General features: G+C 66.3%; 20 protein-coding genes and 1 tRNA gene. 17 read left to right on the top strand and 4 right to left on the bottom strand.

Features of this window, described 5'->3' with window-relative positions:
* Positions 1 to 200 precede the first annotated feature (200 nt).
* From AC5P56_RS13385 to AC5P56_RS13395, 3 genes are all read left to right on the top strand, one after another.
* Complete coding sequence (locus AC5P56_RS13385; RefSeq protein ID WP_495231771.1) at positions 201 to 1,151, top strand: RHS repeat domain-containing protein; 951 nt, start codon at positions 201 to 203, stop codon at positions 1,149 to 1,151.
* Entirely contained in the window at positions 1,148 to 1,474 is a 327-nt protein-coding gene (locus AC5P56_RS13390; protein WP_041863164.1) for a hypothetical protein, read from the top strand. Before AC5P56_RS13385 ends, AC5P56_RS13390 begins: the two co-directional genes overlap by 4 nt.
* 85 nt (positions 1,475 to 1,559) lie before the next feature.
* A tRNA-Thr gene (locus AC5P56_RS13395) sits at positions 1,560 to 1,635 on the top strand.
* A gap of 93 nt (positions 1,636 to 1,728) precedes the next feature.
* Here AC5P56_RS13395 and AC5P56_RS13400 read toward each other — a convergent pair.
* Entirely contained in the window at positions 1,729 to 2,064 is a 336-nt protein-coding gene (locus AC5P56_RS13400; RefSeq protein WP_014646389.1) for a hypothetical protein, read from the bottom strand.
* A gap of 13 nt (positions 2,065 to 2,077) precedes the next feature.
* A complete protein-coding gene (locus tag AC5P56_RS13405) occupies positions 2,078 to 2,713 on the bottom strand; it encodes a GyrI-like domain-containing protein (RefSeq protein ID WP_142234422.1) in 636 nt (211 codons plus the stop codon).
* Positions 2,714 to 3,068: 355 nt separating this feature from the next.
* On the opposite strand from AC5P56_RS13405, the gene cyoA reads away from it, so the two are divergent.
* Genes cyoA through cyoD form a run of 4 tightly spaced genes read left to right on the top strand, consistent with a single transcriptional unit; the run spans position 3,069 to position 7,085 of the window.
* Complete coding sequence (gene cyoA, locus AC5P56_RS13410; RefSeq protein WP_014646391.1) at positions 3,069 to 4,109, top strand: ubiquinol oxidase subunit II; 1,041 nt, start codon at positions 3,069 to 3,071, stop codon at positions 4,107 to 4,109.
* 2 nt (positions 4,110 to 4,111) lie between these two features.
* Entirely contained in the window at positions 4,112 to 6,109 is a 1,998-nt protein-coding gene (cyoB, locus tag AC5P56_RS13415; protein WP_032956371.1) for a cytochrome o ubiquinol oxidase subunit I, read from the top strand.
* The gene (gene cyoC / locus AC5P56_RS13420; RefSeq protein ID WP_014646393.1) at positions 6,106 to 6,744 is read left to right on the top strand and encodes a cytochrome o ubiquinol oxidase subunit III; all 639 of its coding nucleotides are present in this window, start codon (positions 6,106 to 6,108) and stop codon (positions 6,742 to 6,744) included. Before cyoB ends, cyoC begins: the two co-directional genes overlap by 4 nt.
* A complete protein-coding gene (gene cyoD, locus AC5P56_RS13425; RefSeq protein WP_005415725.1) occupies positions 6,744 to 7,085 on the top strand; it encodes a cytochrome o ubiquinol oxidase subunit IV in 342 nt (113 codons plus the stop codon). Before cyoC ends, cyoD begins: the two co-directional genes overlap by 1 nt.
* Positions 7,086 to 7,305: 220 nt before the next feature.
* Here the strand turns inward: cyoD and AC5P56_RS13430 are convergent, their stop codons facing one another.
* A complete protein-coding gene (locus tag AC5P56_RS13430; RefSeq protein ID WP_049404407.1) occupies positions 7,306 to 9,363 on the bottom strand; it encodes a putative bifunctional diguanylate cyclase/phosphodiesterase in 2,058 nt (685 codons plus the stop codon).
* Positions 9,364 to 9,512: 149 nt separating this feature from the next.
* On the opposite strand from AC5P56_RS13430, the gene radA reads away from it, so the two are divergent.
* From radA to AC5P56_RS13450, 4 genes are all read left to right on the top strand, one after another.
* Positions 9,513 to 10,889, top strand: a complete 1,377-nt coding sequence (gene radA / locus AC5P56_RS13435) for a DNA repair protein RadA (protein ID WP_014646395.1) — start codon at positions 9,513 to 9,515, stop codon at positions 10,887 to 10,889.
* A 133-nt stretch (positions 10,890 to 11,022) separates the two neighbouring features.
* Positions 11,023 to 12,882: an ATP-binding protein gene (locus tag AC5P56_RS13440; RefSeq protein ID WP_481441982.1), complete on the top strand. Its 1,860-nt coding sequence runs from the start codon at positions 11,023 to 11,025 to the stop codon at positions 12,880 to 12,882.
* Between the two features lie 48 nt (positions 12,883 to 12,930).
* On the top strand, positions 12,931 to 15,237 hold the full coding sequence (locus tag AC5P56_RS13445; protein ID WP_495231730.1) for a tetratricopeptide repeat protein: 2,307 nt from the start codon (positions 12,931 to 12,933) through the stop codon (positions 15,235 to 15,237).
* Between the two features lie 107 nt (positions 15,238 to 15,344).
* On the top strand, positions 15,345 to 15,809 hold the full coding sequence (locus AC5P56_RS13450) for a YqhG/Tai3 family protein (protein ID WP_197621721.1): 465 nt from the start codon (positions 15,345 to 15,347) through the stop codon (positions 15,807 to 15,809).
* A 100-nt stretch (positions 15,810 to 15,909) separates the two neighbouring features.
* Here the strand turns inward: AC5P56_RS13450 and AC5P56_RS13455 are convergent, their stop codons facing one another.
* The gene (locus tag AC5P56_RS13455) at positions 15,910 to 16,704 is read right to left on the bottom strand and encodes a cytochrome C assembly family protein (RefSeq protein ID WP_495231731.1); all 795 of its coding nucleotides are present in this window, start codon (positions 16,702 to 16,704) and stop codon (positions 15,910 to 15,912) included.
* A gap of 122 nt (positions 16,705 to 16,826) precedes the next feature.
* Here AC5P56_RS13455 and ffh point away from each other — a divergent pair, with 122 nt between their 5' ends.
* From ffh to trmD, 6 genes are all read left to right on the top strand, one after another.
* Positions 16,827 to 18,203: a signal recognition particle protein gene (gene ffh / locus AC5P56_RS13460; RefSeq protein WP_014036403.1), complete on the top strand. Its 1,377-nt coding sequence runs from the start codon at positions 16,827 to 16,829 to the stop codon at positions 18,201 to 18,203.
* A 127-nt stretch (positions 18,204 to 18,330) separates the two neighbouring features.
* Positions 18,331 to 19,407, top strand: coding sequence for an NAD(P)H-dependent flavin oxidoreductase (locus AC5P56_RS13465; RefSeq protein WP_169410908.1), 1,077 nt, complete (start codon positions 18,331 to 18,333; stop codon positions 19,405 to 19,407).
* On the top strand, positions 19,404 to 20,216 hold the full coding sequence (locus tag AC5P56_RS13470) for an aminotransferase class IV family protein (RefSeq protein WP_495231732.1): 813 nt from the start codon (positions 19,404 to 19,406) through the stop codon (positions 20,214 to 20,216). The genes AC5P56_RS13465 and AC5P56_RS13470 overlap by 4 nt, the downstream gene beginning before the upstream one ends.
* A 98-nt stretch (positions 20,217 to 20,314) precedes the next feature.
* Positions 20,315 to 20,575 carry a 30S ribosomal protein S16 gene (gene rpsP / locus AC5P56_RS13475; RefSeq protein ID WP_005415733.1) on the top strand — a complete coding sequence of 87 codons (261 nt, stop codon included), beginning with the start codon at positions 20,315 to 20,317 and terminating at the stop codon, positions 20,573 to 20,575.
* Between the two features lie 44 nt (positions 20,576 to 20,619).
* Positions 20,620 to 21,132 (top strand): ribosome maturation factor RimM, encoded by a 513-nt coding sequence (rimM, locus tag AC5P56_RS13480; RefSeq protein WP_495231733.1) that lies wholly within the window; start codon positions 20,620 to 20,622, stop codon positions 21,130 to 21,132.
* An 8-nt stretch (positions 21,133 to 21,140) separates the two neighbouring features.
* Positions 21,141 to 21,899, top strand: a complete 759-nt coding sequence (gene trmD, locus AC5P56_RS13485; RefSeq protein WP_046429552.1) for a tRNA (guanosine(37)-N1)-methyltransferase TrmD — start codon at positions 21,141 to 21,143, stop codon at positions 21,897 to 21,899.
* Positions 21,900 to 22,015: the final 116 nt, after the last annotated feature.

Genomic DNA, 22,015 nt, shown 5'->3' on the forward strand with positions numbered 1-22,015 from the left:
CTCGGTCATCTGGAATGCGTCGCCGGGTGCCACCTACTACAACATGCGTTCAAGCAGCGGCGGCGCGACCTATAGGGCAGAAGGCATCGGCTACGACCTCGATACGCGCTGCCAGGGTGGTTACAAGGTGCGTGCCTGCAACGCGCAGGCGTGCTCGGCCTGGTCGAACTGAGGTGGGCGCGATGAACGCAGGAATGAAGATGCTGGTGAGTCGAACCGTAGGTGGGGCCGCGCTGATTCTGGGTGGACTGTTCAATCAGGCTGCTGCGGAGACGATTACCTATATCCATACCGATGCGTTAGGGTCACCGGTCGCTGAGACTGACGCGGCTGGCAGCGTTATCCGGCGTACCACCTATGAGCCCTATGGCGCCGTGGTTGGTGGGTCCGTTGCTGATGGGCCTGGCTATGCAGGGCACGTGAGTGATGCTTCGAAGGGCTTGAGTTACATGCAGCAGCGGTATATGGATCCAATCCTTGGTGTGTTCCTTAGTGTGGATCCGGTGTCGCCCCAAAGCGATTCGGTGGGAGCATTCGGACGCTACAGGTATGCCAATTCGAACCCATATCGCTACTTTGATCCCGATGGCCGGCGAGCATGTGGCAAAGACACTGACTGCCAGTTGGAGCAGGGGGCATACGGTGGTTCTTCTGCAGGTCGAGGAACGATGGGCACGGGGGCAGTGGGAAGCAGGCAGTCAACTTCGGCGTCACCAAGTTACGGTCGCTCTCCGCAATCGACTGATCCTGCTTGGACGAGAGATCCTGGGCTGAAGCGGCAGATGGAGCGAGCTTGGCAGGACTCCAACCCCGATGCGCCAACTGTATTGTGGGGGCAACCTGGATCGCTGAAGCGGGAACAAGGAGGGTGGATCGTGGCTCCGAACCTGGTTGGCGCCCCTCAATTGATTCGTGCTCAACCTGGTACTCGTGCTCAAATGGGGCAGGATGTGCTTTTCAAGCCTTCAGAGTTTCAGTGTGGTTGCCGAGTTATAGGATTCTTCCATACTCACCCGAATACTCGGGAAGAGGGTTATCGCCCTGCAGCTAACGGGTATGACTATCAGTTCCTTGAAGAAATGGGAGTGCCTGGGATGATTAGAAGTCATGAGGGTTATGAGTTCGTACCTATCATGGAGGGACGCAGATGAAACGCTCAGTCATCTTGAAAGTGGGGCTGCTGTTTTCATTGCTGATGGCAGGCGGCTGTGCAGCGAAGGAGCCCCGAGGTGAGAAGGGGTTGGAAGGGCTAGAAAGATGCGTGACGACAATCGAGACTTACGTCCAAGAGACGAGGGGATGGAAACGGGAGATGTATCGCATTGCGGAGGAGTCTTCCGGCACCGCAGATATTGGCTTCTCAGTCCAGCACGTCCATGACAGGGTTCTGCTGCCAGAAGGTGGACTGAAGTCATTTCATGTTGATCTCGACCAGCGATGTTCCAAGGTCATCCGTGAAAGCCACTATCAGTAGCTGGTAGCGGCTTGTTGGCCCATGAAGAGGGTAGATGCGCAGCCATTGACCGCATGTTGCTTGTAGTCCTACAATGTCCAGCTAGGCCGGAATAGCTCAGTTGGTAGAGCGGCGCATTCGTAATGCGTAGGTCGCAGGTTCGACTCCTGTTTCCGGCACCAGTTGTAGTGAAAAGCCCCGGCCTTTGGTCGGGGCTTTTTGTTTGCGCCCGCCGGTTATCATAGGATGGTGACCTCACTGAAGGCTGCAAGCCTTCAGCAACGTCTCGTCATCCCCGCATCCCGTGCCAGCCACCACGCGAGCTGCCGGAGATAACCACCCGCTGCTCCCGCCGATGCACCGATCAGCAGGTGTGCGAGCACCCTGATCCCACGCGCGGCCCGCTCCCGCACCCAAGGCAGGACCGCCACCACCTGCGCACCCAGCAACAGCATCAGTACGTCCAGGCCCAGCGCATCCACCACCGGCAACAACGGCAGCAGATCCGGATTGCAGGCCAGCACGATCACCAGCGCGGCACCCAGCACGGCCATCAGGCGGCGCCCGGCGGGCAGGGTGGTCCAGTGCAGCAGTCGGTTGATCAGGTGCATGGCATTCCTTGTGTCATGTGCCGGAATCCTCATCAGGCTTGATCGGCCGCACCGGCTGCCGCAGCACGGTTTTCAACCGCGCCGCGTCGGTCCTGCGCGGGTCGCTCAGGTAGATCTCATGATGGGGGCCGGCGAAGGTGTAACCCAGTGCGGGCATCACTTCCTCATGCAGATGCGCCAGGACGGGGCCTTCGTCGTCGTAGGCGCCCACGTGCAAGGTCTGCAGGCTGGGGCCCTCGGCAAGGATTTCATTGCGGAGGCTGGGCGGCGCATCCCCCAGCTTCGCGCGCGCCTTGCTGATCGCGGCCTGCCACTGCGTAGGGCCGATGCCCTCGGGCGTGCGGATCATTACGGTCCAGGCCCACTCGTCCTTGCGTCGCGCGATGAAGCTGGCCGGGTCCTCGGCGCTCCACAGCGCCTCCAGCGGTGGCACCACGTAGTCGCGCCCTTCGGCCTTCAGCGCAAACTTCAATGCATAGCTCACCGAATACAGCCACTGCACGGCCTGCAGGTAGGCGGGGGCCGTGTTCGGGTCGCCGCGACCATCGACCATCACGTAGGGCAGGGGCGGCACATCGACCGGTACGAACCTGCCGGCGGGCGGTTGATAGAGCGCCCGGTCGCGCTTCTTGAAGTCGATCTTGTCCATCGGGGGCCTCCTCCTGTGCAGAGCATCCCACGCCAGGCACCCGCCAGTACGCTGAACCGGTTCAGGTGACTTTGCCGAACGAGGGCGAATGGCCCCACGAGCGCGCGGGGCCGCGACGCAGTCCTGGGTCATGCGCCCGTCACACCTGCGCGGTGCGACAACGTGTCGCAGCCAGAATCGGGCCTTTCCTGCGCTCGATCAATGTCAATGCCTTTCTTAAATGGTGGGTGACGGCCTAAAATTGAAAGGCTGACTCGACCCCACCTCCCTGCCTGTCTTCCGGACCGGTGGGACCGGCTTTTGGCCGGAACAGGCAGGGACGGGGAACGGCATTCCCTCGCAATTGGATCGACCGATGATTCCGTTGAAAACCCTTGGGCGCTGGTTGCGCCCGGGCCTGCTGCTGTCGTTGCTGGTGATGCTCACCGGTTGCGATGCGGTGGCCATCCTCAGTCCGAAGGGCCAGATCGGCCAGGATGAGAAGACCCTGCTGATCACAGCCACCGTGCTCATGCTGCTGGTCGTCATCCCGGTCATCATCATGACCCTGACGTTCGCGTGGAAGTATCGCGCCTCCAACACCAAGGCCCGTTACGAGCCGAAGTGGTCCCACTCGACGGCGATCGAGGTGGTGGTGTGGTCCATTCCCTGCATGATCGTGCTGGTGCTGGCGGTCCTGACCTGGCGTTCGTCGCACGCACTGGACCCGTATCGTCCGCTGGATTCGGACGTCAAGCCGGTCACCATCGAGGCGATCTCGCTGGACTGGAAGTGGCTGTTCATCTATCCGGAAGAGAAGGTGGCGGTCGTCAACGAAATCAAGTTCCCGGTCAACACGCCGCTGAACTTCAAGATCACGTCCGATTCGGTGATGAATGCGTTCTTCATCCCGCACCTGGGCAGCATGATCTACTCGATGGCTGCGATGGAGACCAAGCTCCACCTGATCGCCAACGAGACCGGCGAATTCCCGGGCATGTCCTCGCACTACAGCGGCGCGGGCTTCGCCAAGATGCACTTCACCGCCTACTCGGTCACCGATGCCGAATACCGCCAGTGGCTGGACCAGGTCCGCGCCGGTGAGCAGACCCTGGACAAGGCCTCGTTCAAGGCGCTGGGTGAAGCACGCAACGCCGAGTGGTATCCGGTCACCTACTTCGGCAAGACCGAAGAAGGCCTGTTCGACTGGGTCATCGCCAAGCACATGGGCGACAACAAGCATTACGGCATGAAGCACTCGCATGCCGGTGCCGCCGCTGCCGATGCCGCCACCCATGAAGCGCACGAGGGCCATGCCCCCAGTGACGCGCATGATTCCAAGGAATCGGGTGAAAACCTGGATGCCAACGAACACGAACATGCAGGCCATGCCGGCCACGCGGGTTCGGGAGAATGAACATGTTGGGAAAACTCTCTCTTGAGTCGATCCCCCACGATCCGATCGTCCTGACGACGTTGATCGGCGCGGTTCTTGGTGGCCTGGGCGTCGTCGCCCTGATCACCAAGTTCAAGCTGTGGGGCTATCTGTGGAAGGAGTGGTTCACCTCGGTGGATCACAAGAAGATCGGCGTGATGTACCTCATCGTCGCCTTCGTCATGCTGCTGCGCGGTTTCTCCGACGCCATCATGATGCGTACCCAGCAGGCCATCGCCGTCGGTGGCTCCGAGGGCTACCTGCCGCCGCACCACTACGACCAGATCTTCACCGCCCACGGCGTGATCATGATCTTCTTCGTGGCGATGCCGCTGATCACCGGCCTGATGAACCTGGCCGTGCCGCTGCAGATCGGTGCGCGCGACGTCGCGTTCCCGTTCGTCAACTCGCTCAGCTTCTGGCTGTTCGTGTCCGGTGCGGTGCTGATCATGCTGTCGCTGTGGATCGGTGAGTTCGCTGCCACCGGCTGGCTGGCATTCCCGCCACTGTCGGGCATCGAATACAGTCCAAGCGTCGGCATGGACTACTACATCTGGGGTCTACAGGTCGCAGGCCTGGGTACCACGCTGAGCGGTATCAACTTCTTCATCACCATCCTGAAGATGCGTACCCCCAGCATGAAGCTGATGCAGATGCCGGTGTTCACCTGGACCGCCCTGGTGACCAACGTGCTGATCGTCGCTGCCTTCCCGGTGCTGACCATCACCCTGGTGCTGCTGACCCTGGACCGTTACCTGGGTACCCACTTCTTCACCAATGACGGTGGCGGCAACGCCATGCTGTACATCAACCTGATCTGGATCTGGGGTCACCCGGAGGTGTACATCCTGGTCCTGCCGGCGTTCGGTGTGTTCTCCGAAGTCATCGCGACCTTCTCGCGCAAGGCGCTGTTCGGCTACAAGGGCATGGTCTACGCCACCGCCTGCATCGGCGTGCTGTCGTTCATCGTGTGGCTGCACCACTTCTTCACCATGGGCTCCGGTGCCAACGTCAATGCCTTCTTCGGCATCACGACGATGATCATCTCGATCCCGACCGGCGTGAAGATCTTCAACTGGCTGTTCACCATGTTCCGCGGCCGCGTGCACTTCACCACCCCGGTGCTGTGGACCATCGGCTTCATGGTCACCTTCGTCATCGGCGGCATGACCGGCGTGATGCTGGCGATCCCGGCCATCGACTTCGTGCTGCACAACAGCCTGTTCCTGATCGCCCACTTCCACAACGTCATCATCGGCGGCGTGGTGTTCGGCATGTTCGCCGGCATCACCTACTGGTGGCCGAAGATGTTCGGCTTCCGCCTCAATGAGTTCTGGGGCAAGTGCGCGTTCTGGTGCTGGTTCATCGGCTTCTACGTGACCTTCATGCCGATGTACGTGCTGGGCTTCATGGGCATGACCCGTCGCCTGCAGAGCACGGTCAACCCGGCCTATGAACCGCTGCTGCTGATCGCCGCCGCAGGTGCCTTCATCGTTGGCGCCGGCATCCTGTGCCAGATCATCCAGGTGGCCGTCTCGATCCGCGACCGCAAGAAGACCGTCGACCTGACCGGCGACCCGTGGGATGCCCGTACGCTGGAGTGGGAAACCTCTTCGCCGCCGGCCTTCTACAACTTCGGCACGCTGCCGGAAGTCACCGAGCTGGACGATTTCTGGGAGCGCAAGCAGCGCGGTGAAGCCTGGCCGAAGCCGGCCAAGTACACCGACATCCACATGCCGCGCAACACCGGCACGGGCGTTGTCATCGGTGCCTTCAGCCTGGTGTTCGGCTTCGCGATGATCTGGCACATCTGGTGGCTGGCCATCGTCGGCTTCGTCGGCATGATCGCCACGTTCATCTACCGCACCTTCGACCAGGACGTGGACTACTGGGTCCCGGCCGCCGAGGTGGAACGCATCGAGAACGAACACCGCAAGCACCTGGAAGCCCAGGGCCTGGTGAAGTCGGAGCTGAAGGCATGAGCACCAATACCTCGACCCTGAGCCACGGGCACGCCGCGCACGCGGCGGCCCATGGCCATGACGACCACGAGCACCACGACACCGGCGGCAACACCGTCTTCGGTTTCTGGGTGTACCTGATGAGCGACTGCCTCATCTTCGCCTCGCTGTTCGCCACCTACGTGGTGCTGGCAGGCGGTACCGATGGTGGCCCGACCGCGAAGGACCTGTTCGAACTGCCGTTCGTGGCGTGGGAAACCGCGCTGCTGCTGACCTCGTCGCTGACCTTCGGCCTGGGCATGATCGCCATGCACCGCAAGCAGGTTGGCCAGATGTTCCTGTGGCTGGCGGTTACCTGGCTGCTGGGCTTCGGCTTCATGTGCATGGAAGTCTATGAGTTCCAGCACCTGATCCATCAGGGCTACGGTCCGGACCGCAGTGCCTTCCTGTCGGCGTTCTTCGCCCTGGTCGGCACCCACGGCCTGCACGTCAGCGCCGGCCTGCTGTGGCTGCTGGTGATGTTCGTGCAGCTGAAGAAGTACGGCCTGACCCCGACCAACAAGACCCGCATGGCGTGCCTGAGCCTGTTCTGGCACTTCCTGGACCTGATCTGGATCGGCGTGTTCTCCGTCGTCTACCTCAATGGAGCGCTGTAATGGCACATGACAACCACGCACACGACCACGGCACCGGCGGCGAAAGCCACGGCAGCGTGAAGTCGTACCTGATCGGCTTCGTGCTGGCGGTGGTGCTGACCGTCATCCCGTTCTGGATGGTGATGTCGGGTGATTTCTCGCGCACCGTCAACGGTGTGGTGATAGCGGTCACCGCGGTGCTGCAGATGCTGGTCCACCTGGTGTTCTTCCTGCATCTGGACCGCTCTTCGGAAAGCCGCTGGAACGTCAACGCTGCGGCCTTCACCGTTGTGGTGATCGGCATCATCGTGATCGGCACCCTGTGGGTCATGCACAACATGAACGTGCACATGATGCACTGACGTCCTCGCGACGTTGCCACGCAGAAAGGCCGCCCTCGGGCGGCCTTTCTGTTTGCTGTGGTTGCGCGTTTCGTGCACCCACCAGGCTGGTAGTGCCGGCCGCTGGCCGGCAATTACGCGAAGCCGGCCAGCGGCCGGCTCTACCAGGAGATCCACGCCATGCGTGGATGGGGTCAGATCCCTTGCCTGCGGCAAGGGATCTGACCCCGGACCTGGCGCCTCACCCCACCCGGCGCAGGAATTCCTCGGCGTCCATCGGTCGACCCAGGTGGTAACCCTGCAACTGATCACACCCCAGTTCGCTCAGGTACTCGCGCTGCGCCTGCGTCTCCACGCCCTCGGCCACCACCTGCAGCTGCAGGGTGCGGCCCAGCGCGATGATCGACGAGACGATGGCGGCGTCCTCGTCATTGCGCTCCAGGTCGTGCACGAACGCACGGTCGATCTTCAGTTCGGTGGCCGGCATGCGCTTGAGGTACAGCAGGCTGGAATAGCCGGTGCCGAAATCATCGATGGCGATGTGCACGCCCATCGCGGTCAGGTCGTTGAGAATCGCGAGGCTGGCATCGACGTCCTTCATCGCCGTGGTCTCGGTGATCTCCAGGGTCAGCCGCGCCGGTTCGATCCGGTGCCGGTGCAGCACCTCGCGCACGCTGTCCAGCAGTGCCGGCGAGGCGAACTGCAGCGGCGAGAGGTTCACCGCCATTGTCCATTCCGTATGCCCGGCCTGGTGCCATGCCCGCAGCTGCGCACAGGCGCGGTCCAATACCCAGTCACCGATCGGCAGGATCAGGCCGCTGCGCTCGGCAATGGGGATGAACACGTCCGGCGCCAGCAGTCCCAGCTCCGGGTGCTGCCAGCGCAGCAGCGCTTCGGCCCCGGTGGCCGGTGCGCCGGCGGCAGGGAACTTGGGCTGGTAATGCAGGATCAGTTCGTCGCGGGCGATGGCCTTGCGCAGGTCCTGCAGCAGGCGCAGCTGGCGGTTGGCACTGAGCTGCATCGACGGGGTGAAGAAGGTGTAGCCGTTCCGCCCGGTTTCCTTGGTGTGGTACATCGCCGCATCGGCGTGGGCCATCAGCTCGCGCTCGTTGCCGGCGTCATCCGGGTACAGGGCAATGCCAAGGCTGGCGCTGACCTGCAGTTCGGCCGCATCCAGCAGGAACGGTTCGCCGGCCGCGGCGATGATGCGCTCGGCCACCACCACCGCATCGTCGGGAATGTCGATGGCCAGCACGATCACGAACTCATCGCCGCCGAGGCGGGCCAAGGTATCCTGCGGTCGCAGCTGGCCGCCGATGCGCTGTGCCACCGCCACCAGCAGGCGGTCGCCGAGCTGGTGGCCGTACGCATCATTGACCGCCTTGAAGCCGTCCAGGTCGCAGAACATCACCGCCACTGCATGGTTGCGGCGCCGCGCCTTCTCGATGGCCTGCTCGATGCGGTCCTGCAGCAGCATGCGGTTGGGCAGCTGGGTCAACGGGTCGTGCAGCGCGGCCTGGATCAGCTTGTCGTTGGCGTGCGCCAGCGAATCGGCCAGCAGACCGGTGCGCACGCGCATCTGCCGGTCGAACAGCGAGGCGACCAGAGCGATGCCCAGCGTGGCCACGGTGGTGACGATCACCAGCACCGCCAGCCAGCGCGTGTCGATGCCGCCACTGCCGACGGCGCCACAGATGCTGCCTTCGGGGAAGCGCGCCGCCGCCATGCCGGTGTAATGCATGCCGACGATGGCCAAGCCCATCACCAGCGAAGCAAGCGCGCGCAGCAGCAGGGTGTTGCGCCGCTCGGCGCGCAGGCGGAAGGCGATCCACAGTGCGGCGCCGGCGGCACCGATGGCCACCGCGATGGAGGCGGCAAACCAGCCCGGGTGGTAGTCGATGCCCGGCTGCATGCGCATCGCCGCCATGCCCAGGTAGTGCATGGTGGCGATGCCCAGGCCCATCAGCACGGCCCCGGCCAGCAGCCGGCGCCACGGCAGGCTGGGCCGCGACACCAGCCACAGCGCATAGGCCGAGGCGCCGATCGAGACCGCCAGCGAGTACAGGGTGATGCCAAGGTCGTAACCCACCGGAATCGGCAGGTCGAAGGCGAGCATGCCGATGAAGTGCATCGACCAGATACCCAGGCCCATGGCCGCCGCGCCGCCGGCCAGCCACCAGCGGGCCACGCGACCCTCGGCCGTGGCCAGGCGCCCGGCCATGTCCAGCGCCGTGTACGAAGCAAGAATGGCCACCAGCAGGGAGATGATGACCAGGCTCTGACTGTAGCTGCCAGTCATGATGAATCCAGTGGGGGAGGGAGGGGCGCCCGCAAGGCGCACGCCCGCGACCCCTATCGGCGCAGGTGGGCAGGACTTGAGTGGTCGCAGCACCTGCGACCCGGCTCGGCTATCCTGCCACGCCTGTTCCCGTTGCTGGAAATCATCCGATGGCAAAAGCCCGCACCGCCTACGTCTGCAATGAATGCGGCGCCGAATTCAGCAAGTGGCAGGGCCAGTGCACCGAGTGCAACGCCTGGAACTCGCTGTCGGAGATCGTGCTGGAAAGCGCGGCGGCGGCCAAGGCGCCGGCTTCGCGCCGGGCCGGCTGGGCCGGCAAGATCGACCCGCCGAAGATCACCGCCCTGAAGGACGTGGAGCAGACCGAGCATCGCCGGGTCTCCACCGGCATCGGCGAGTTCGACCGGGTGCTGGGCGGCGGCCTGGTCGAGGGCGCGGTGGTGCTGGTCGGTGGCGATCCGGGCATCGGCAAGTCGACCCTGCTGCTGCAGGCGGTGGCGAAGATGGCGGCCGAACTGCCGGTGCTGTACGTCACTGGCGAGGAATCGCTGGCGCAGGTCGCCGGCCGCGCGCACCGCCTGGAGCTGCCGCTGGACGGGGTCAACGCGCTGGCCGAGACCGGGGTCGAATCGATCCTGCAGCATGCGTCCAAGGCCGGCCCGCGGCTGATCGTGGCCGACTCCGTGCAGACCCTGTGGACCGAGAGCCTGACCGCTGCGCCGGGATCGGTCAGCCAGGTGCGCGAGAGCGCGGCGCGGCTGGTACGGTTCGCCAAGGAGACCGGCACCGCCGTGTTCCTGGTCGGCCACGTGACCAAGGAGGGCGGCATCGCCGGCCCGCGCGTGCTCGAGCACATGGTCGACGCGGTGCTGTATTTCGAGGGCGAGAGCGGCAGCCGCTTCCGCCTGCTGCGCGCGTTCAAGAACCGCTTCGGTGCGGTCAACGAACTGGGCGTGTTCGCGATGGGCGACAAGGGCCTGAAGGAGGTCTCCAACCCATCGGCGATCTTCCTGTCCGGCGGCAGCACCCATCAGCCGGGCAGCTGCGTGATGGTCACCCGCGAGGGCACCCGGCCGCTGCTGGTGGAGGTGCAGGCGCTGGTCGATGCGTCGCCGCTGTCGAATCCGCGCCGTGTCGCGGTCGGCCTGGAGCAGAACCGCCTGGCCATGCTGCTGGCGGTACTGCATCGCCACGGTGGCGTGCTGGTCGGCGACCAGGACGTGTTCGTCAACGTGGTCGGTGGCATCCGCGTGCAGGAAACCGCCGCCGACCTGCCGGTGCTGCTGGCCGTATTGTCCTCGCTGCAGGACCGGCCGCTGGCGGAAAAGACGATTGCGTTCGGCGAGGTGGGCCTGTCCGGTGAGATCCGACCGGTGCCCAATGGCGAAGACCGCCTGCGCGAGGCCGCCACCCATGGCTTCAAGCGCGCCATCGTGCCCAAGGCCAATGCGCCCAAGGGCGGATCGGTGAAAGGCATGGAAGTGATCGCGGTGGAGCGCCTGTCCGAGGCCATCGACGCGGCGTGAGGCATGGGGGGCTGCTGCGGGGCCTGCCTCTACATACGTCATATACGGCAACGGTCAGGCTGGCTGTGCTAGTTTTTCCCGCTCGACGAAGGCGCCCTCTGGCGCCTTTCCGTGCCCAGGAGTAAACGATTACATGCAGGACACCGCGCTCACCGCCCCCAACGCCGAGATCCGTCGTGCCGGGGTCGATCTCAATGGACTGATGACGGTGCTGGGCAAGCACCTGTATTCCACCCCGGTGGTGGCGCTGCGTGAGCTGGTGCAGAACGCGCACGACTCGATCATCCGCCGCCGCATCGAGCAGCCCGGCGTCGAGGTGCCTTCGCGCATTTCGGTGCAGGTCGATGCCGGTGCCGGCGTGCTGCGCATCACCGATACCGGTGCCGGCCTGACCCGCCAGGAGATCCACGACTACCTGGCCACCGTCGGCGTCGGCTATACCCGTGGCCTGCGCCAGGGCGGCGAGGATGATGAAGGCCTGATCGGCATGTTCGGCCTCGGCTTCCTGTCGGCCTTCGTGCTGGCGCGCCGGGTCAGCGTGCGTACCACCTCGTACCAGACGCCGGAGCTGGGCCATCTGTACGTGTCCAGCAATGCCGAGCAGTACACCGTCAGCGAAGTGCCGGCACGTGCGGTCGGCACCGAGGTGGAACTGGAGCTGCATCCGGACTTCCTGCCGCTGGCCAACGAGGCGCGCCTGCACGAGGTGCTGGGCCGCTACTGCGCGCTGCTGTCCGAACCGATCTTCATCGGTGCTGCGACCGAAGCGCTCAACCCCGAGCCGCCGCCGTGGCGGGGGCAGGGTGACGTGGCCGTGCACCCGGTGCAGGCACGCCGCCAGGCACTGCAGTTCGCCGCGCGCTTCGAGCACGATTTCGAGCCGATCGTCACCGTGCCGCTGCGTGCCGACGGCAACAGCGATGCCACCGGCCTGCTGTGGGTGCAGGATGGTGCCACCTATGGCACCAGCGACAACCGCAACCTGTCGGTGTTCGTGCGCGGCATGCTGCTGGATGACGATGCCCGTGACCTGCTGCCGCCGTGGGCTGGCTTCATCGGCGGGGTGATCGAATCCTCGCGGCTGACTCCCACCGCCAGCCGCGAAGACCTGCAGCGCGATGACCAGTACCGCGCTGTGCAACATGCCTTGCTGGAGGCGCTGATCGATGGTCTGGCCGACGTTGCGCGGCAGCAGCCGGAGGCGTGGCGACGCGTATTGAGCCGCCACAACGAGGCGCTGCTGGGCGCGGCGCTGTGCGATGACCGCCTGTTCGACCTGCTGATGGAGCATGTGCGCGTGCCGACCTCGCAGGGCGACCTGCCGGCCAGTGCCCTGCCGGCGCGCGGTGCCGTGCATGTCATCCTCGACAATGGCGGTGGCTTCGAAGAGATGCTGTTCCGCGCGATGGGGGTGCCGGTCGCGCATGGCCATCGTTACGCGGTGGTGCCGTTCCTGCGGCGCTGGGCCCAGGCCAAGGGCCTGCGCCTGGTTGAACTCGGCACCGAGCAGGGCAATCGCGCACTGTTCCGCAGCGATGACAGCCTCGACGACGCGCAGCTGGCCTGGCTGCGCGAACAGCTGGGTGATGGCGAGCAGCTGCTGCCGGCGCGTTTCAGCCCGGAAGCACTGCCGGTGGTGGTGGTGCCCGACCGCGAGGCCGAACTGAAGCAGCGCCTGGAAGACGACGAGAACGACAAGCGCGTTTCGATGGCGGCGCTGCGCCTGGCGCGCCAGTTCACCGCACGCATCGAATCGCGCGCACCCTCGCGGCTGTACCTCAACCTCGACAACCCGGCGGTGCAGGCGCTGCTGCGCGCCCAGCGCGAGGGCCACCCGCAGGCCGAAGCGGCGGCGCGCCTGCTGCGCTCGCTGAAGATCATCGTCGCTGCGCAGGGCCGTCCCTTGGCCCGGGCAACGACCGCCACGCAGGGCCCGGATCTCAACGGCGCCTTTGCCGATATCGCCGGTGCCCTGCAGCAGATGCTGCGCTGAGCACCGCGCCCTCTCATCCAGCCTTCGCTAGACAGGAGTACTTACCCCATGGACATCTGGAACTGGGTCGAAAAACTGCAGGGCGACCTGCGCCAGGCCGGCCAGGCGCAGAACGCGCACCTGCTGAACCGCCTCGCCGACGAGGTCAGTGAACTGCAGATCGACCGCGTCGATGCACTGCTGCCCGAAGCACGCGCACTGGGCAAGGCGCTCGACAACCCCTGGGTCGACGTCTACGTCGGCCACTGGGCGCTGCGCAACCGCGTCGGCAACCGTGTTGAAGGCGAGAGCGCGCTTGGCGAAGCCGTTGCGCTGTTCGAGCGGGCACACCGCGAAGACACCCTGGAATGCCCGCAGTCGATCTGCGTGACCCAGGACCTGGCCGCCTGCTACGGCAACATCGATGGCCCGGGCTGGGTGCCCGAGCGCATCGAGGTGTGCGACGAGACCCTCGGCCGCATCGATCCCAGCTGGGCCTGCTTCCAGTGCCTGAGCTGCGAGAAAGCCGATGCGCTGCTCGACGATGGCCGTGGCCAGGAGGCGCTGGATTACCTGCAGGCGCAGGCCGACGCCGTGGAGGCCTGTGGCAAGGAAGTGTTCGACAGCTTCCCGGAGATGCAGATCAAGATCCTGCTCGCTGTCGGCCGCGCCGACGAGGCACTGGCGCTGATCGAGAAGCGCGAAGCCGAAGTGGCCGCCTCCGGGGAGTACGAGCCGGCCAACTGCACGGTGCCGCGCCGCTTGTCCAAGGCATGGGCGTTGGCCCAGCTGGGCCGCGACGAAGAAGCGCTGCAGCAGCTGGTGCCGTGGAGCGAGCTGACCCCGAATTACTGGCGGCTGTGGGCGAACACCGCCGCAGCGCTGTGCCAGCGTGACCCTGCGCGCAATACGTGGGACCTGGGCACGCGCTTCAACACGATCATCGAGCACTTCGCCCGGGTCGGATCGCATCGCCTGCTGATCGAAGTGGCAGCGCTGAGCCTGGAGCTTGCCCTGCAGCGTGGTGCGCGCTGGGTGGCGCTGCGCCAGCTGGAACTGGCCCGCACCCATCTGGCGCAGCTGCGCCAGGACCGGGGGGCGGCAGCGCTGGTGGCCGGCCTGGCGGCACGCATCGATGCATTGCCGGATGTCGCACCGCTGCCGGTGCCGGCCGGCGAGCTGCTGGCATGGCTGGACGCGCAGGGTGAACAGAACCAGGCGCGCGACCCCGAGCGCGAGGCGCAGTGGTTGCTGCAGGCGCAGGCGCAGCTGCCCGATGACGAGGCCTTGGCCGAGATGGCCGCCTCGGCGCTGAGCGCCTGCGGCGCGCAGGCCGAGGCGCGAGCGCTGTTGTGGCGGTTCGTACGCAGCCAAGCGCAGAACGATGGTCCCGCAGCCTACACGCTGATGCGCTGGCTGGCCGAGCAGGGGGACGACGACGGCCTGCGCCAGCTGGCCGAGGTCTACCGCAGCAGCGTGCCGGTGTTCGCGCACTGGTGCGACGTGCAGCGCGCACGCCGGGTGTCCGACTGGCCGGCGCTGGAGCAGGCGGCCCGATCGCTTCTGGAGCTGTCTCCGGGCTCGCACGGCGCGCGCGGCACGCTGGCGCGCATGTACATGGAAACCGGCCGCTTCAGCGAGGCCCAGGCCTGCTATGCGCAGTTGGTGGAGCTGCTGGACGAGCCGAACGCCGCGCATTGGGACCACATGAGTGCGGCCAGCGCGGCGCGCGACTGGGACGCGGTGCGCCGCTCGGCCGCGGCGATCGGCATGGAGCTGTCCAGCCAGGAAGGTGTGGTCGAGGAGCCATGGGGCTGGGTGATCATCCGCAGCGAAGAGAACGGCGAGCCGATGGAGTACTACGCCCGCCGCAGCGGCCCGGTGACCGCGCGCATCGTCGAGAATGCGCCGTCCAACCGCGCCCAGCAGGTGGGCGACTGGGTGGTGTTCGATGCCGCACTGGTGCATCCGGCACCCGAGGAGGAGGAAGCGCGCGAGCATTTCATCCCGACCTATGCGCAGGTGCATGTGCTGGAGCGCGGCGGCTTCGCCCGCAGCTGGATGATCGATGGCGCGCACCCGGGCGAAGAGGCGTGGAACGCCTTCGTCGAGGCGGCCGAAGCGCAGGGTTGGAAGGTGTGGTCGCACAGCCGCCCGGACTACACCGTCACCGACCCCGATAGGGAGGAGGGCACGCTGCCCGGCCTGCTGTTCACCGTCGCCCAGCCGCAGGACCATGCGCCGCTGGCGCTGCACCGCTTCCTCCAGCAGCACACCGCGACGTGGCCGCATCCGCATTGCTGGCTGCGCCTGGCTGAAGCCTGTGACCAGGACCGCCAGCCGCACCTGGACGTGATCGAGCGTTACGGGCTGTAAGCTGCACGCTCCTGTAGAGCCGAGCCTGCGCTCGGCCCACGCGGAAAGCAGCCGAGCATGGGCTCGGCTCTACAACGGATCATCATCACCCCCAGGGAATGGAATACATGCGAAAGACAGGGATGTTCGTGATCGCCGGGCTGCTGCTGGCCCCCACCGTGCAGGCCGCACCGGCCTGCCAGGAACCCATGGCCGTTGCCCGTGCCTTGTTCGAGGCCACGACCGGCAATGGTGACCTGCTGGAGCCACCGCCCGCGCTGGTCAGCCCGGCGTTCGGCAAGGCACTGCGTGGCGAGCGTGCCTGCCAGCAGCGCGAAGAGGGCATCTGCACGATCGATTCCGACCCGTGGCTGGATGCGCAGGACGGCGACATTGAAACCCCGGTGCGTTACCGCTGGAAAGAGGCCTCGGCCACTGCCGGCCAGGTCGAGATGCGCTATGCGGTATGGAAGAAGGCCTACGTGACCCGTCTGCCGATGGTGCGCCAGGGCCAGGGCTGCTGGCAGGTCGATGACATCCTCACCAACAGCGGTCGCTCGGTGCGGAAGATCCTGGCGCAGTCGATTCCCTGATCGGCGGCAGCATCCGCGCATGGTGCGGTTCAGTTGCCGGCCAGCGGCCGGCACTACCCGGTGATGTTGGGGTGGGTGCCGACCGTTGGTCGGCATGCCTTTATCGCGAATGCCCGAACACCAGTTCGATCACGAACTGGCTGCCGAAGAACGCCAGCAGCAGCAACAGCATTGCCGCCAGCGTCCAGTGCACCGCCTTCATGCCGCGCCAGCCGTAGCGGCGACGGCCGATCATCAGCACGCCGAACACGATCCACGACAGCACGCTCAGCACGGTCTTGTGCACCAGCTTCTGCGCCAGCAGGTCGTCGACGAACAGCACGCCGGTGACCAGGGTCAGGGTCAGCAGCGCGAAGCCGACCGTGATCACCCGGAACAGCAGCGATTCCAGGTCGGCCAGCGGTGGCAGCGCGCGCAGCCACGGGCGGAACTCGCGGCGGCGCAGGGCGCGTTCCTGCAGCCACAGCATGATCGCCAGCAGCGCGGCGATGCTCAGCGTGGCGTAGGCCAGCAGCGCCAGCCAGGCATGGCTGGCCAGGCGCCAGCCCAGCACCTTGCTCGGCTCGTGGCCGTAGCCGTGATAGGCCAGAAGCAGTACCGCGGCCAGTGGGAACACCACCACGCCCAGCGCCGACATGCGGCCGCGCGCGCCCACCAGCGAGGTCAGCCAGGCCATGCCCAGGCCGACCAGCGACAGCGCGGCGAAGAAGTGCATGTCCGGCCCGCCGTTGGTGCGCATCGCCACCATCACGTGGTAACCGCCATGCAGCAGCATCGCTGGCAGGGCCGGCCACAGCCAGGTGGGGGGGCCGGTGCTTTCATCGCGGCCGAGCGCGCGCACCAGCAGGGCACTGGCAGCCAGGTAGAGCAGGACGGCGATGAGAACGATTGTCATCGTTGCAGTTTCGCATACCCCTGTGATGCTGGCGACGGCCCGGTGGTCGCAGTCCGGGCGGACAGCCGGACCCGTTATACTGTCTGCCTTATTGTCCCCCGCTTTCAGACAGGTTGCGCCGCATGTTCGAGTCCCTGACCCAGCGCCTTTCCGGCACCATCGAGCGCCTGCGTGGCCGCGGCCGCCTGACCGAGGAGAACATCCGCGAGGCGACCCGCGAAGTACGCATCGCGCTGCTCGAAGCCGACGTCGCGCTGCCGGTGGTGCAGGCCCTGATCGAGCGCATCAAGGTGCGCGCGGTCGGCCAGGAAGTGCTGAAGTCGCTGACCCCGGGCCAGGCCCTGATCAAGGTCGTGCGCGACGAGCTGACCGCGGTGATGGGTGCCGAGGCCAGCGACCTGAACCTCAATGTGCCCGCTCCGGCCATCATCCTGATGGCGGGCCTGCAGGGCGCCGGCAAGACCACCACGGTGGGCAAGCTGGCCAAGCACCTGAAGGAAAAGCGCAAGAAGAAGGTGATGGTGGTTTCGGCCGACGTCTACCGCCCGGCCGCGATCGAGCAGCTGAAGACCCTGGCCGAGCAGGTCGGCGTGCTGTTCTTCCCGTCCAGCGCCGACCAGAAGCCGGAGGCCATCGTCCGCGCCGCCATCGACGACGCGCGCAAGTCGTTCGTCGACGTGCTGCTGGTCGATACCGCCGGCCGCCTGGCCATCGACGAAGCGATGATGGCCGAGATCAAGGCCCTGCACGCTGCCGTGAACCCGGCCGAAACCCTGTTCGTGGTCGACGCCATGACCGGCCAGGACGCGGCCAACACCGCCAAGGCCTTCGGTGATGCGCTGCCGCTGACCGGCGTGGTGCTGACCAAGACCGACGGTGACGCCCGCGGCGGTGCCGCGCTGAGCGTGCGCTACATCACCGGCAAGCCGATCAAGTTCGTCGGTGTCAGCGAAAAGCCGGAAGGCCTGGACGTGTTCCATCCGGACCGCATCGCCAGCCGCATCCTCGACATGGGCGACGTGCTGTCGCTGGTCGAGCAGGTGGAGCAGCAGGTCGACAAGGACAAGGCCGCCAAGCTGGCCGAGAAGGTCGCGAAGGGAAAGAAGTTCGACCTGAACGACATGCGCGACCAGCTCGAGCAGATGCAGAACATGGGCGGCATCGGCGGCCTGATGGACAAGCTGCCGGGCCTGGGCAACATCCCCGACCACCTGAAGCAGCAGGTCAGCCAGGGCAAGGAAGTGCCGCGCATGATCGCCATCATCGGCTCGATGACCAAGAAGGAACGGCGCAACCCGAACCTGCTCAACGGCTCGCGCCGCGCGCGCATCGCCAAGGGTTCGGGCGTGACCCCGGCCGACGTCAACAAGCTGATGAAGCAGTACATGCAGATGGAAAAGATGATGAGCAAGATGGCCGGCGGTGGCATGAAGGGCATGTTGCGCAGCATGAAGGGCATGATGGGCGCCATGGGCGGCCGCGGCATGCCGTTCCGTTGATGACGGCCCCGGTCGCAGTGTGATGTAGCGCCCGAGCCTTCGCTCGGGCGGCGGCGCGCAGCAGCAGGCTCGACTCTTCCCCTGTCCCGCGCGCACCATGGGGGCCTGTCCGAAACGATGGGCCGTCATGCAGAGTTCCGCTGTAACTTCCCGCGTCGAGGCGTTCTGCCGGCGCTTTGGCATTTCCGTTCCGATCCTGCTGGCACCGATGGCCGGTGCCTGCCCCGTACCGTTGTCCGCCGCGCTGGCCAATGCCGGCAGCATGGGGGCGATGGGCGCGGTGCTGTCGTCGTCGGCCGATATCGGTCGCTGGATGGAGGACTTCCGCGCGACCTCCACCGGCCCGGCGCAGGTGAACCTGTGGCTGCCGGACCCCGCACCGAGCCGTGATGTCGCTGCCGAGGCCGCCAGCCGCGCTTTCCTCGCGCAGTGGGGCCCGGACGTGCCGGCCAGCGCCGCCGACGCCACGCCTGCCGATTTCGAAGAACAGTTCGCTGCGTTGCTTGCGGCACGCCCGGCGGTGGCCTCGACCATCATGGGCGTGCTGCTGCCACGCCACGTGCAGCAGCTGAAGGACGCCGGCATTGCCTGGATCGCCTGCGCGACCACCTTGTCCGAAGCGCGTGCCGCACAGGACGCCGGTGCCGACGCCGTGGTGGCGCAGGGCATGGAGGCCGGTGGCCATCGCGGTGCGTTTGATCCGGCAATGGCCGAACGCCAGCTGGTCGGGCTGTTCGCGCTGTTGCCGCGCCTGGCCGATCACCTGCAGATTCCGGTGATCGCTGCCGGTGGCATCGCCGATGGCCGTGGCATTGCTGCCGCACTCACCCTGGGGGCCAGCGCCGTCCAGATCGGCACCGCCTTCCTGCGCACGCCCGAGGCGGCGATCGCGTCGGCGTGGGCCGATGGGCTGGCCGCCAGCGAACCGGAAGATACCTGGCCGACGCGCGCGTTCAGCGGCCGCCTTGGCCGTGGCCTGGCGACCGCGTATGTGCGCGCCGCTGCTGCCGAAGGCGCCCCTGCGCCGCGCCCGTACCCGGTGCAGCGCGGCCTGACAGCCCCGATGCGCAGGCAGGCGGCGCAGGAAAATCGCCTGGCGGCGATGCAGGCCTGGGCCGGGCAGTCGGCGTGGATGGCGCCTGCACAGCCGGCCGCCGACGTGCTGCGCGGCATGTGGGAACAGGCGCAGGCGCTGCTGCGATGAGGGTCACCTGCAATGGCCAGCCGGCGCAGGTGGCGGACCTGCTGCCGGCGCTGGTGAACTACGGCCACTTCACCTCGCTGCAGGTGCGTGGTGGTGCAGTGCAGGGGCTGGACCTGCATCTGGCGCGGCTGTCGCAGGCCACGCGCGAACTGTTCAGCAGCGAACTGGACACGGTGCAGGTGCAGGCGTGGATGGCGCAGGCGCTGCGGCAGGCCGGCCTGGCCGATGCCTCGCTGCGGGTGACGGTGTACTCGCGCCGCTTCGATTTCCGCAATCCGCTGGCGGCCGTGCCGGTGGACGTGCTGGTGGCAGTTTCAGCGCCGGTGGCCCTGGCCGCGCCCAAGCGCGTGCGCAGCGTGGCCTGGCAGCGCGAAATGCCGCAGATCAAGCATGTGGGCACGTTTGGCCTGTTTGCCGAGCGGCGCGCGGCGATGGCGCAAGGATTCGACGATGTGCTGTTCGTAACCGCCGATGGCGACGTGAGTGAAGGGAGCACCTGGAACCTGGCCGTGCACGATGGTGAACGGCTGCTCTGGCCGCAGGCGCCGGCCCTGCGCGGGACCGCCGAAACGTTGCTGAAGCAGCATTGGCCCGGCGCACAGTTGACGCGGCCGTTGGCGCTGGCTGAACTGGACAGTGTGAAGGCCGCTTTTGCCTGCAACGCCAGCGGCCTATGGGCGCTGGACGCCATTGACGGGCATGTCCTGACCGGCTCGCAGGCCTTGGCTGAACGGGGCAGGGCAGTGCTGGCGGCGGTGCCTTGGGACAGATTGGGGTCAGATCCCTTTTGCGGCGCAAAAGGGTTCTGACCCCGGGCGGGTTCCCCGGGGTTGGCTCGGCCGGGCTCTGCCGCTATAATCGCCCGCTTACCTCGCCATCCTGGCGACTGGGCAATAGGAAAAACACCATGGTCAAGATTCGACTGACCCGCGGCGGCGCCAAGAAGCGTCCGTTCTACCACATCATCGTCACCGACGTGCGCAGCGCGCGCGACGGCCGCAACATCGAGCGCGTTGGCTTCTACAACCCGGTTGCCCAGGGCGCCGAGAAGCGCATCGAGCTGGACCTGGCCCGCGTTGACCATTGGGTCAAGAACGGCGCCCAGCCGACCGACAAGGTCCGCAACCTGATCAAGGAAGCGACCAAGTCCCAGGCCGCTGCGGCCTGATCCTGACGGGCCACGCTTCGGCGTGGCCCTCTTGGTTGAAGCAGATGAAAGATATCGAGCGCCGCATCCTGCTGGGCAGGGTTGTCGGCGCTTTTGGTGTGCGCGGCGAAATCAAGCTCGAGTCCTGGACCGAGCCACGTTCCGCCATTTTCCGTTACCAGCCGTGGATCGTGCGCAGCCCGTCCGGCGTGGAAACCACGATTGAAGGCGTGCGTGGCCGCGACAGCGGCAAGCACCTGGTCGCCCGTTTCCCCGGCGTCGAGGACCGCGATACCGTCGAAGCGATGCACGGCACCGAGATCTACGTGGCCCGCAGTGTATTGCCGCCACCGAAGCCCGATGAGTACTACTGGGTGGACCTGGAAGGCCTGGACGTGAAGACCACCGAGGGCGTTGCCCTGGGCCAGGTCTCGCACCTGTTCAGCACCGGAGCCAACGACGTGGTGGTGGTCCGCGGTGACCGCGAGCGGATGATTCCGTTCGTGCAGCCGGACTTCGTCAAGTCGGTCGACTTCGAGGCCAACCTGGTCGTGGTCGACTGGGATCCCGAGTTCTGAGCGTGAGCATGCGTTTCGACGTCATCACCCTGTTCCCCGAGTTCCTCGCCCAGTCCGCCGGACTGGGCGTGGTCGGGCGCGCGCAGGAGAAGGGGCTGTTCAGCCTGCACGGCTGGAACCCCCGTGATTACGCCGAAGGCAACTACCGCCGCGTGGACGACCGTCCGTTCGGTGGTGGCCCGGGCATGGTGATGCTGATCGAGCCGCTGCAGGCCTGCCTGCAGGCGATCCGTGAGGCCGATCCGACCCCGGCGCGGGTGATCTACCTCAGCCCGCAGGGGGCGCCGCTGACCCAGGCCAAGGTTCGGGAACTGGCGGCGCTGCCGCGCGTGGTCCTGCTCTGCGGCCGCTACGAGGGCATCGACGAGCGTTTCCTGGAGGCCAATGTCGACGAGGAGATCTCCCTCGGCGACTACGTGCTGTCCGGGGGGGAACTGGGCGCGGCGGTGATCATCGACGCCGTGGCCCGCCTGCAGGACGGTGCCCTGAACGACGCCGAATCGGCGGCGCAGGACAGCTTCGAGGGCGACCTCGGCCTGCTCGACTGCCCGCATTACAGCCAGCCGGCCCAGCACCCGCTGGGTGACGTGCCGGACGTGCTGCGCTCGGGCAACCACGCGGCCATCGCCGCCTGGCGCCGCCAGCAGTCGCTGCTCCGGACCGCCGAGCGGCGCCCGGACCTGCTGGATGAACAGGCACTGGGCAAGGCCGACCGCAAACTGCTGGAGCAGGGCCGTCAGGCCCGGAACCAGAAGGCCAGCCCCTAGCGCAGGGTCGGCTTTATCGGCTATGATGGCCAATTCCCGTCGACCCTGGTCGGCGCGCGCAGTACCCAAAACAAACGTGCAGCACAGTCCGGTGACTGCATGAGCCTACGTTGTCG

The sequence above is a fragment of the Stenotrophomonas sp. YJH_SMC_131 genome (assembly GCF_059367975.1).

Bases quoted from the DNA above. Each gene is read 5' to 3' on its own strand.
- cyoA (WP_014646391.1), top strand. From the start codon at position 3,069: ATGATTCCGTTGAAAACCCTTGGGCGCTGGTTGCGCCCGGGCCTGCTG.
- cyoC (WP_014646393.1), top strand. From the start codon at position 6,106: ATGAGCACCAATACCTCGACCCTGAGCCACGGGCACGCCGCGCACGCG.
- trmD (WP_046429552.1), top strand. From the start codon at position 21,141: ATGCGTTTCGACGTCATCACCCTGTTCCCCGAGTTCCTCGCCCAGTCC.
- AC5P56_RS13430 (WP_049404407.1), bottom strand. From the start codon at position 9,363: ATGACTGGCAGCTACAGTCAGAGCCTGGTCATCATCTCCCTGCTGGTG.
- AC5P56_RS13445 (WP_495231730.1), top strand. From the start codon at position 12,931: ATGGACATCTGGAACTGGGTCGAAAAACTGCAGGGCGACCTGCGCCAG.
- AC5P56_RS13455 (WP_495231731.1), bottom strand. From the start codon at position 16,704: ATGACAATCGTTCTCATCGCCGTCCTGCTCTACCTGGCTGCCAGTGCC.
- AC5P56_RS13400 (WP_014646389.1), bottom strand. From the start codon at position 2,064: ATGCACCTGATCAACCGACTGCTGCACTGGACCACCCTGCCCGCCGGG.
- AC5P56_RS13450 (WP_197621721.1), top strand. From the start codon at position 15,345: ATGCGAAAGACAGGGATGTTCGTGATCGCCGGGCTGCTGCTGGCCCCC.
- AC5P56_RS13465 (WP_169410908.1), top strand. From the start codon at position 18,331: ATGCAGAGTTCCGCTGTAACTTCCCGCGTCGAGGCGTTCTGCCGGCGC.
- AC5P56_RS13405 (WP_142234422.1), bottom strand. From the start codon at position 2,713: ATGGACAAGATCGACTTCAAGAAGCGCGACCGGGCGCTCTATCAACCG.
- ffh (WP_014036403.1), top strand. From the start codon at position 16,827: ATGTTCGAGTCCCTGACCCAGCGCCTTTCCGGCACCATCGAGCGCCTG.
- AC5P56_RS13390 (WP_041863164.1), top strand. From the start codon at position 1,148: ATGAAACGCTCAGTCATCTTGAAAGTGGGGCTGCTGTTTTCATTGCTG.
- cyoD (WP_005415725.1), top strand. From the start codon at position 6,744: ATGGCACATGACAACCACGCACACGACCACGGCACCGGCGGCGAAAGC.
- AC5P56_RS13470 (WP_495231732.1), top strand. From the start codon at position 19,404: ATGAGGGTCACCTGCAATGGCCAGCCGGCGCAGGTGGCGGACCTGCTG.
- AC5P56_RS13385 (WP_495231771.1), top strand. From the start codon at position 201: ATGCTGGTGAGTCGAACCGTAGGTGGGGCCGCGCTGATTCTGGGTGGA.
- cyoB (WP_032956371.1), top strand. From the start codon at position 4,112: ATGTTGGGAAAACTCTCTCTTGAGTCGATCCCCCACGATCCGATCGTC.
- radA (WP_014646395.1), top strand. From the start codon at position 9,513: ATGGCAAAAGCCCGCACCGCCTACGTCTGCAATGAATGCGGCGCCGAA.
- AC5P56_RS13440 (WP_481441982.1), top strand. From the start codon at position 11,023: ATGCAGGACACCGCGCTCACCGCCCCCAACGCCGAGATCCGTCGTGCC.
- rpsP (WP_005415733.1), top strand. From the start codon at position 20,315: ATGGTCAAGATTCGACTGACCCGCGGCGGCGCCAAGAAGCGTCCGTTC.
- rimM (WP_495231733.1), top strand. From the start codon at position 20,620: ATGAAAGATATCGAGCGCCGCATCCTGCTGGGCAGGGTTGTCGGCGCT.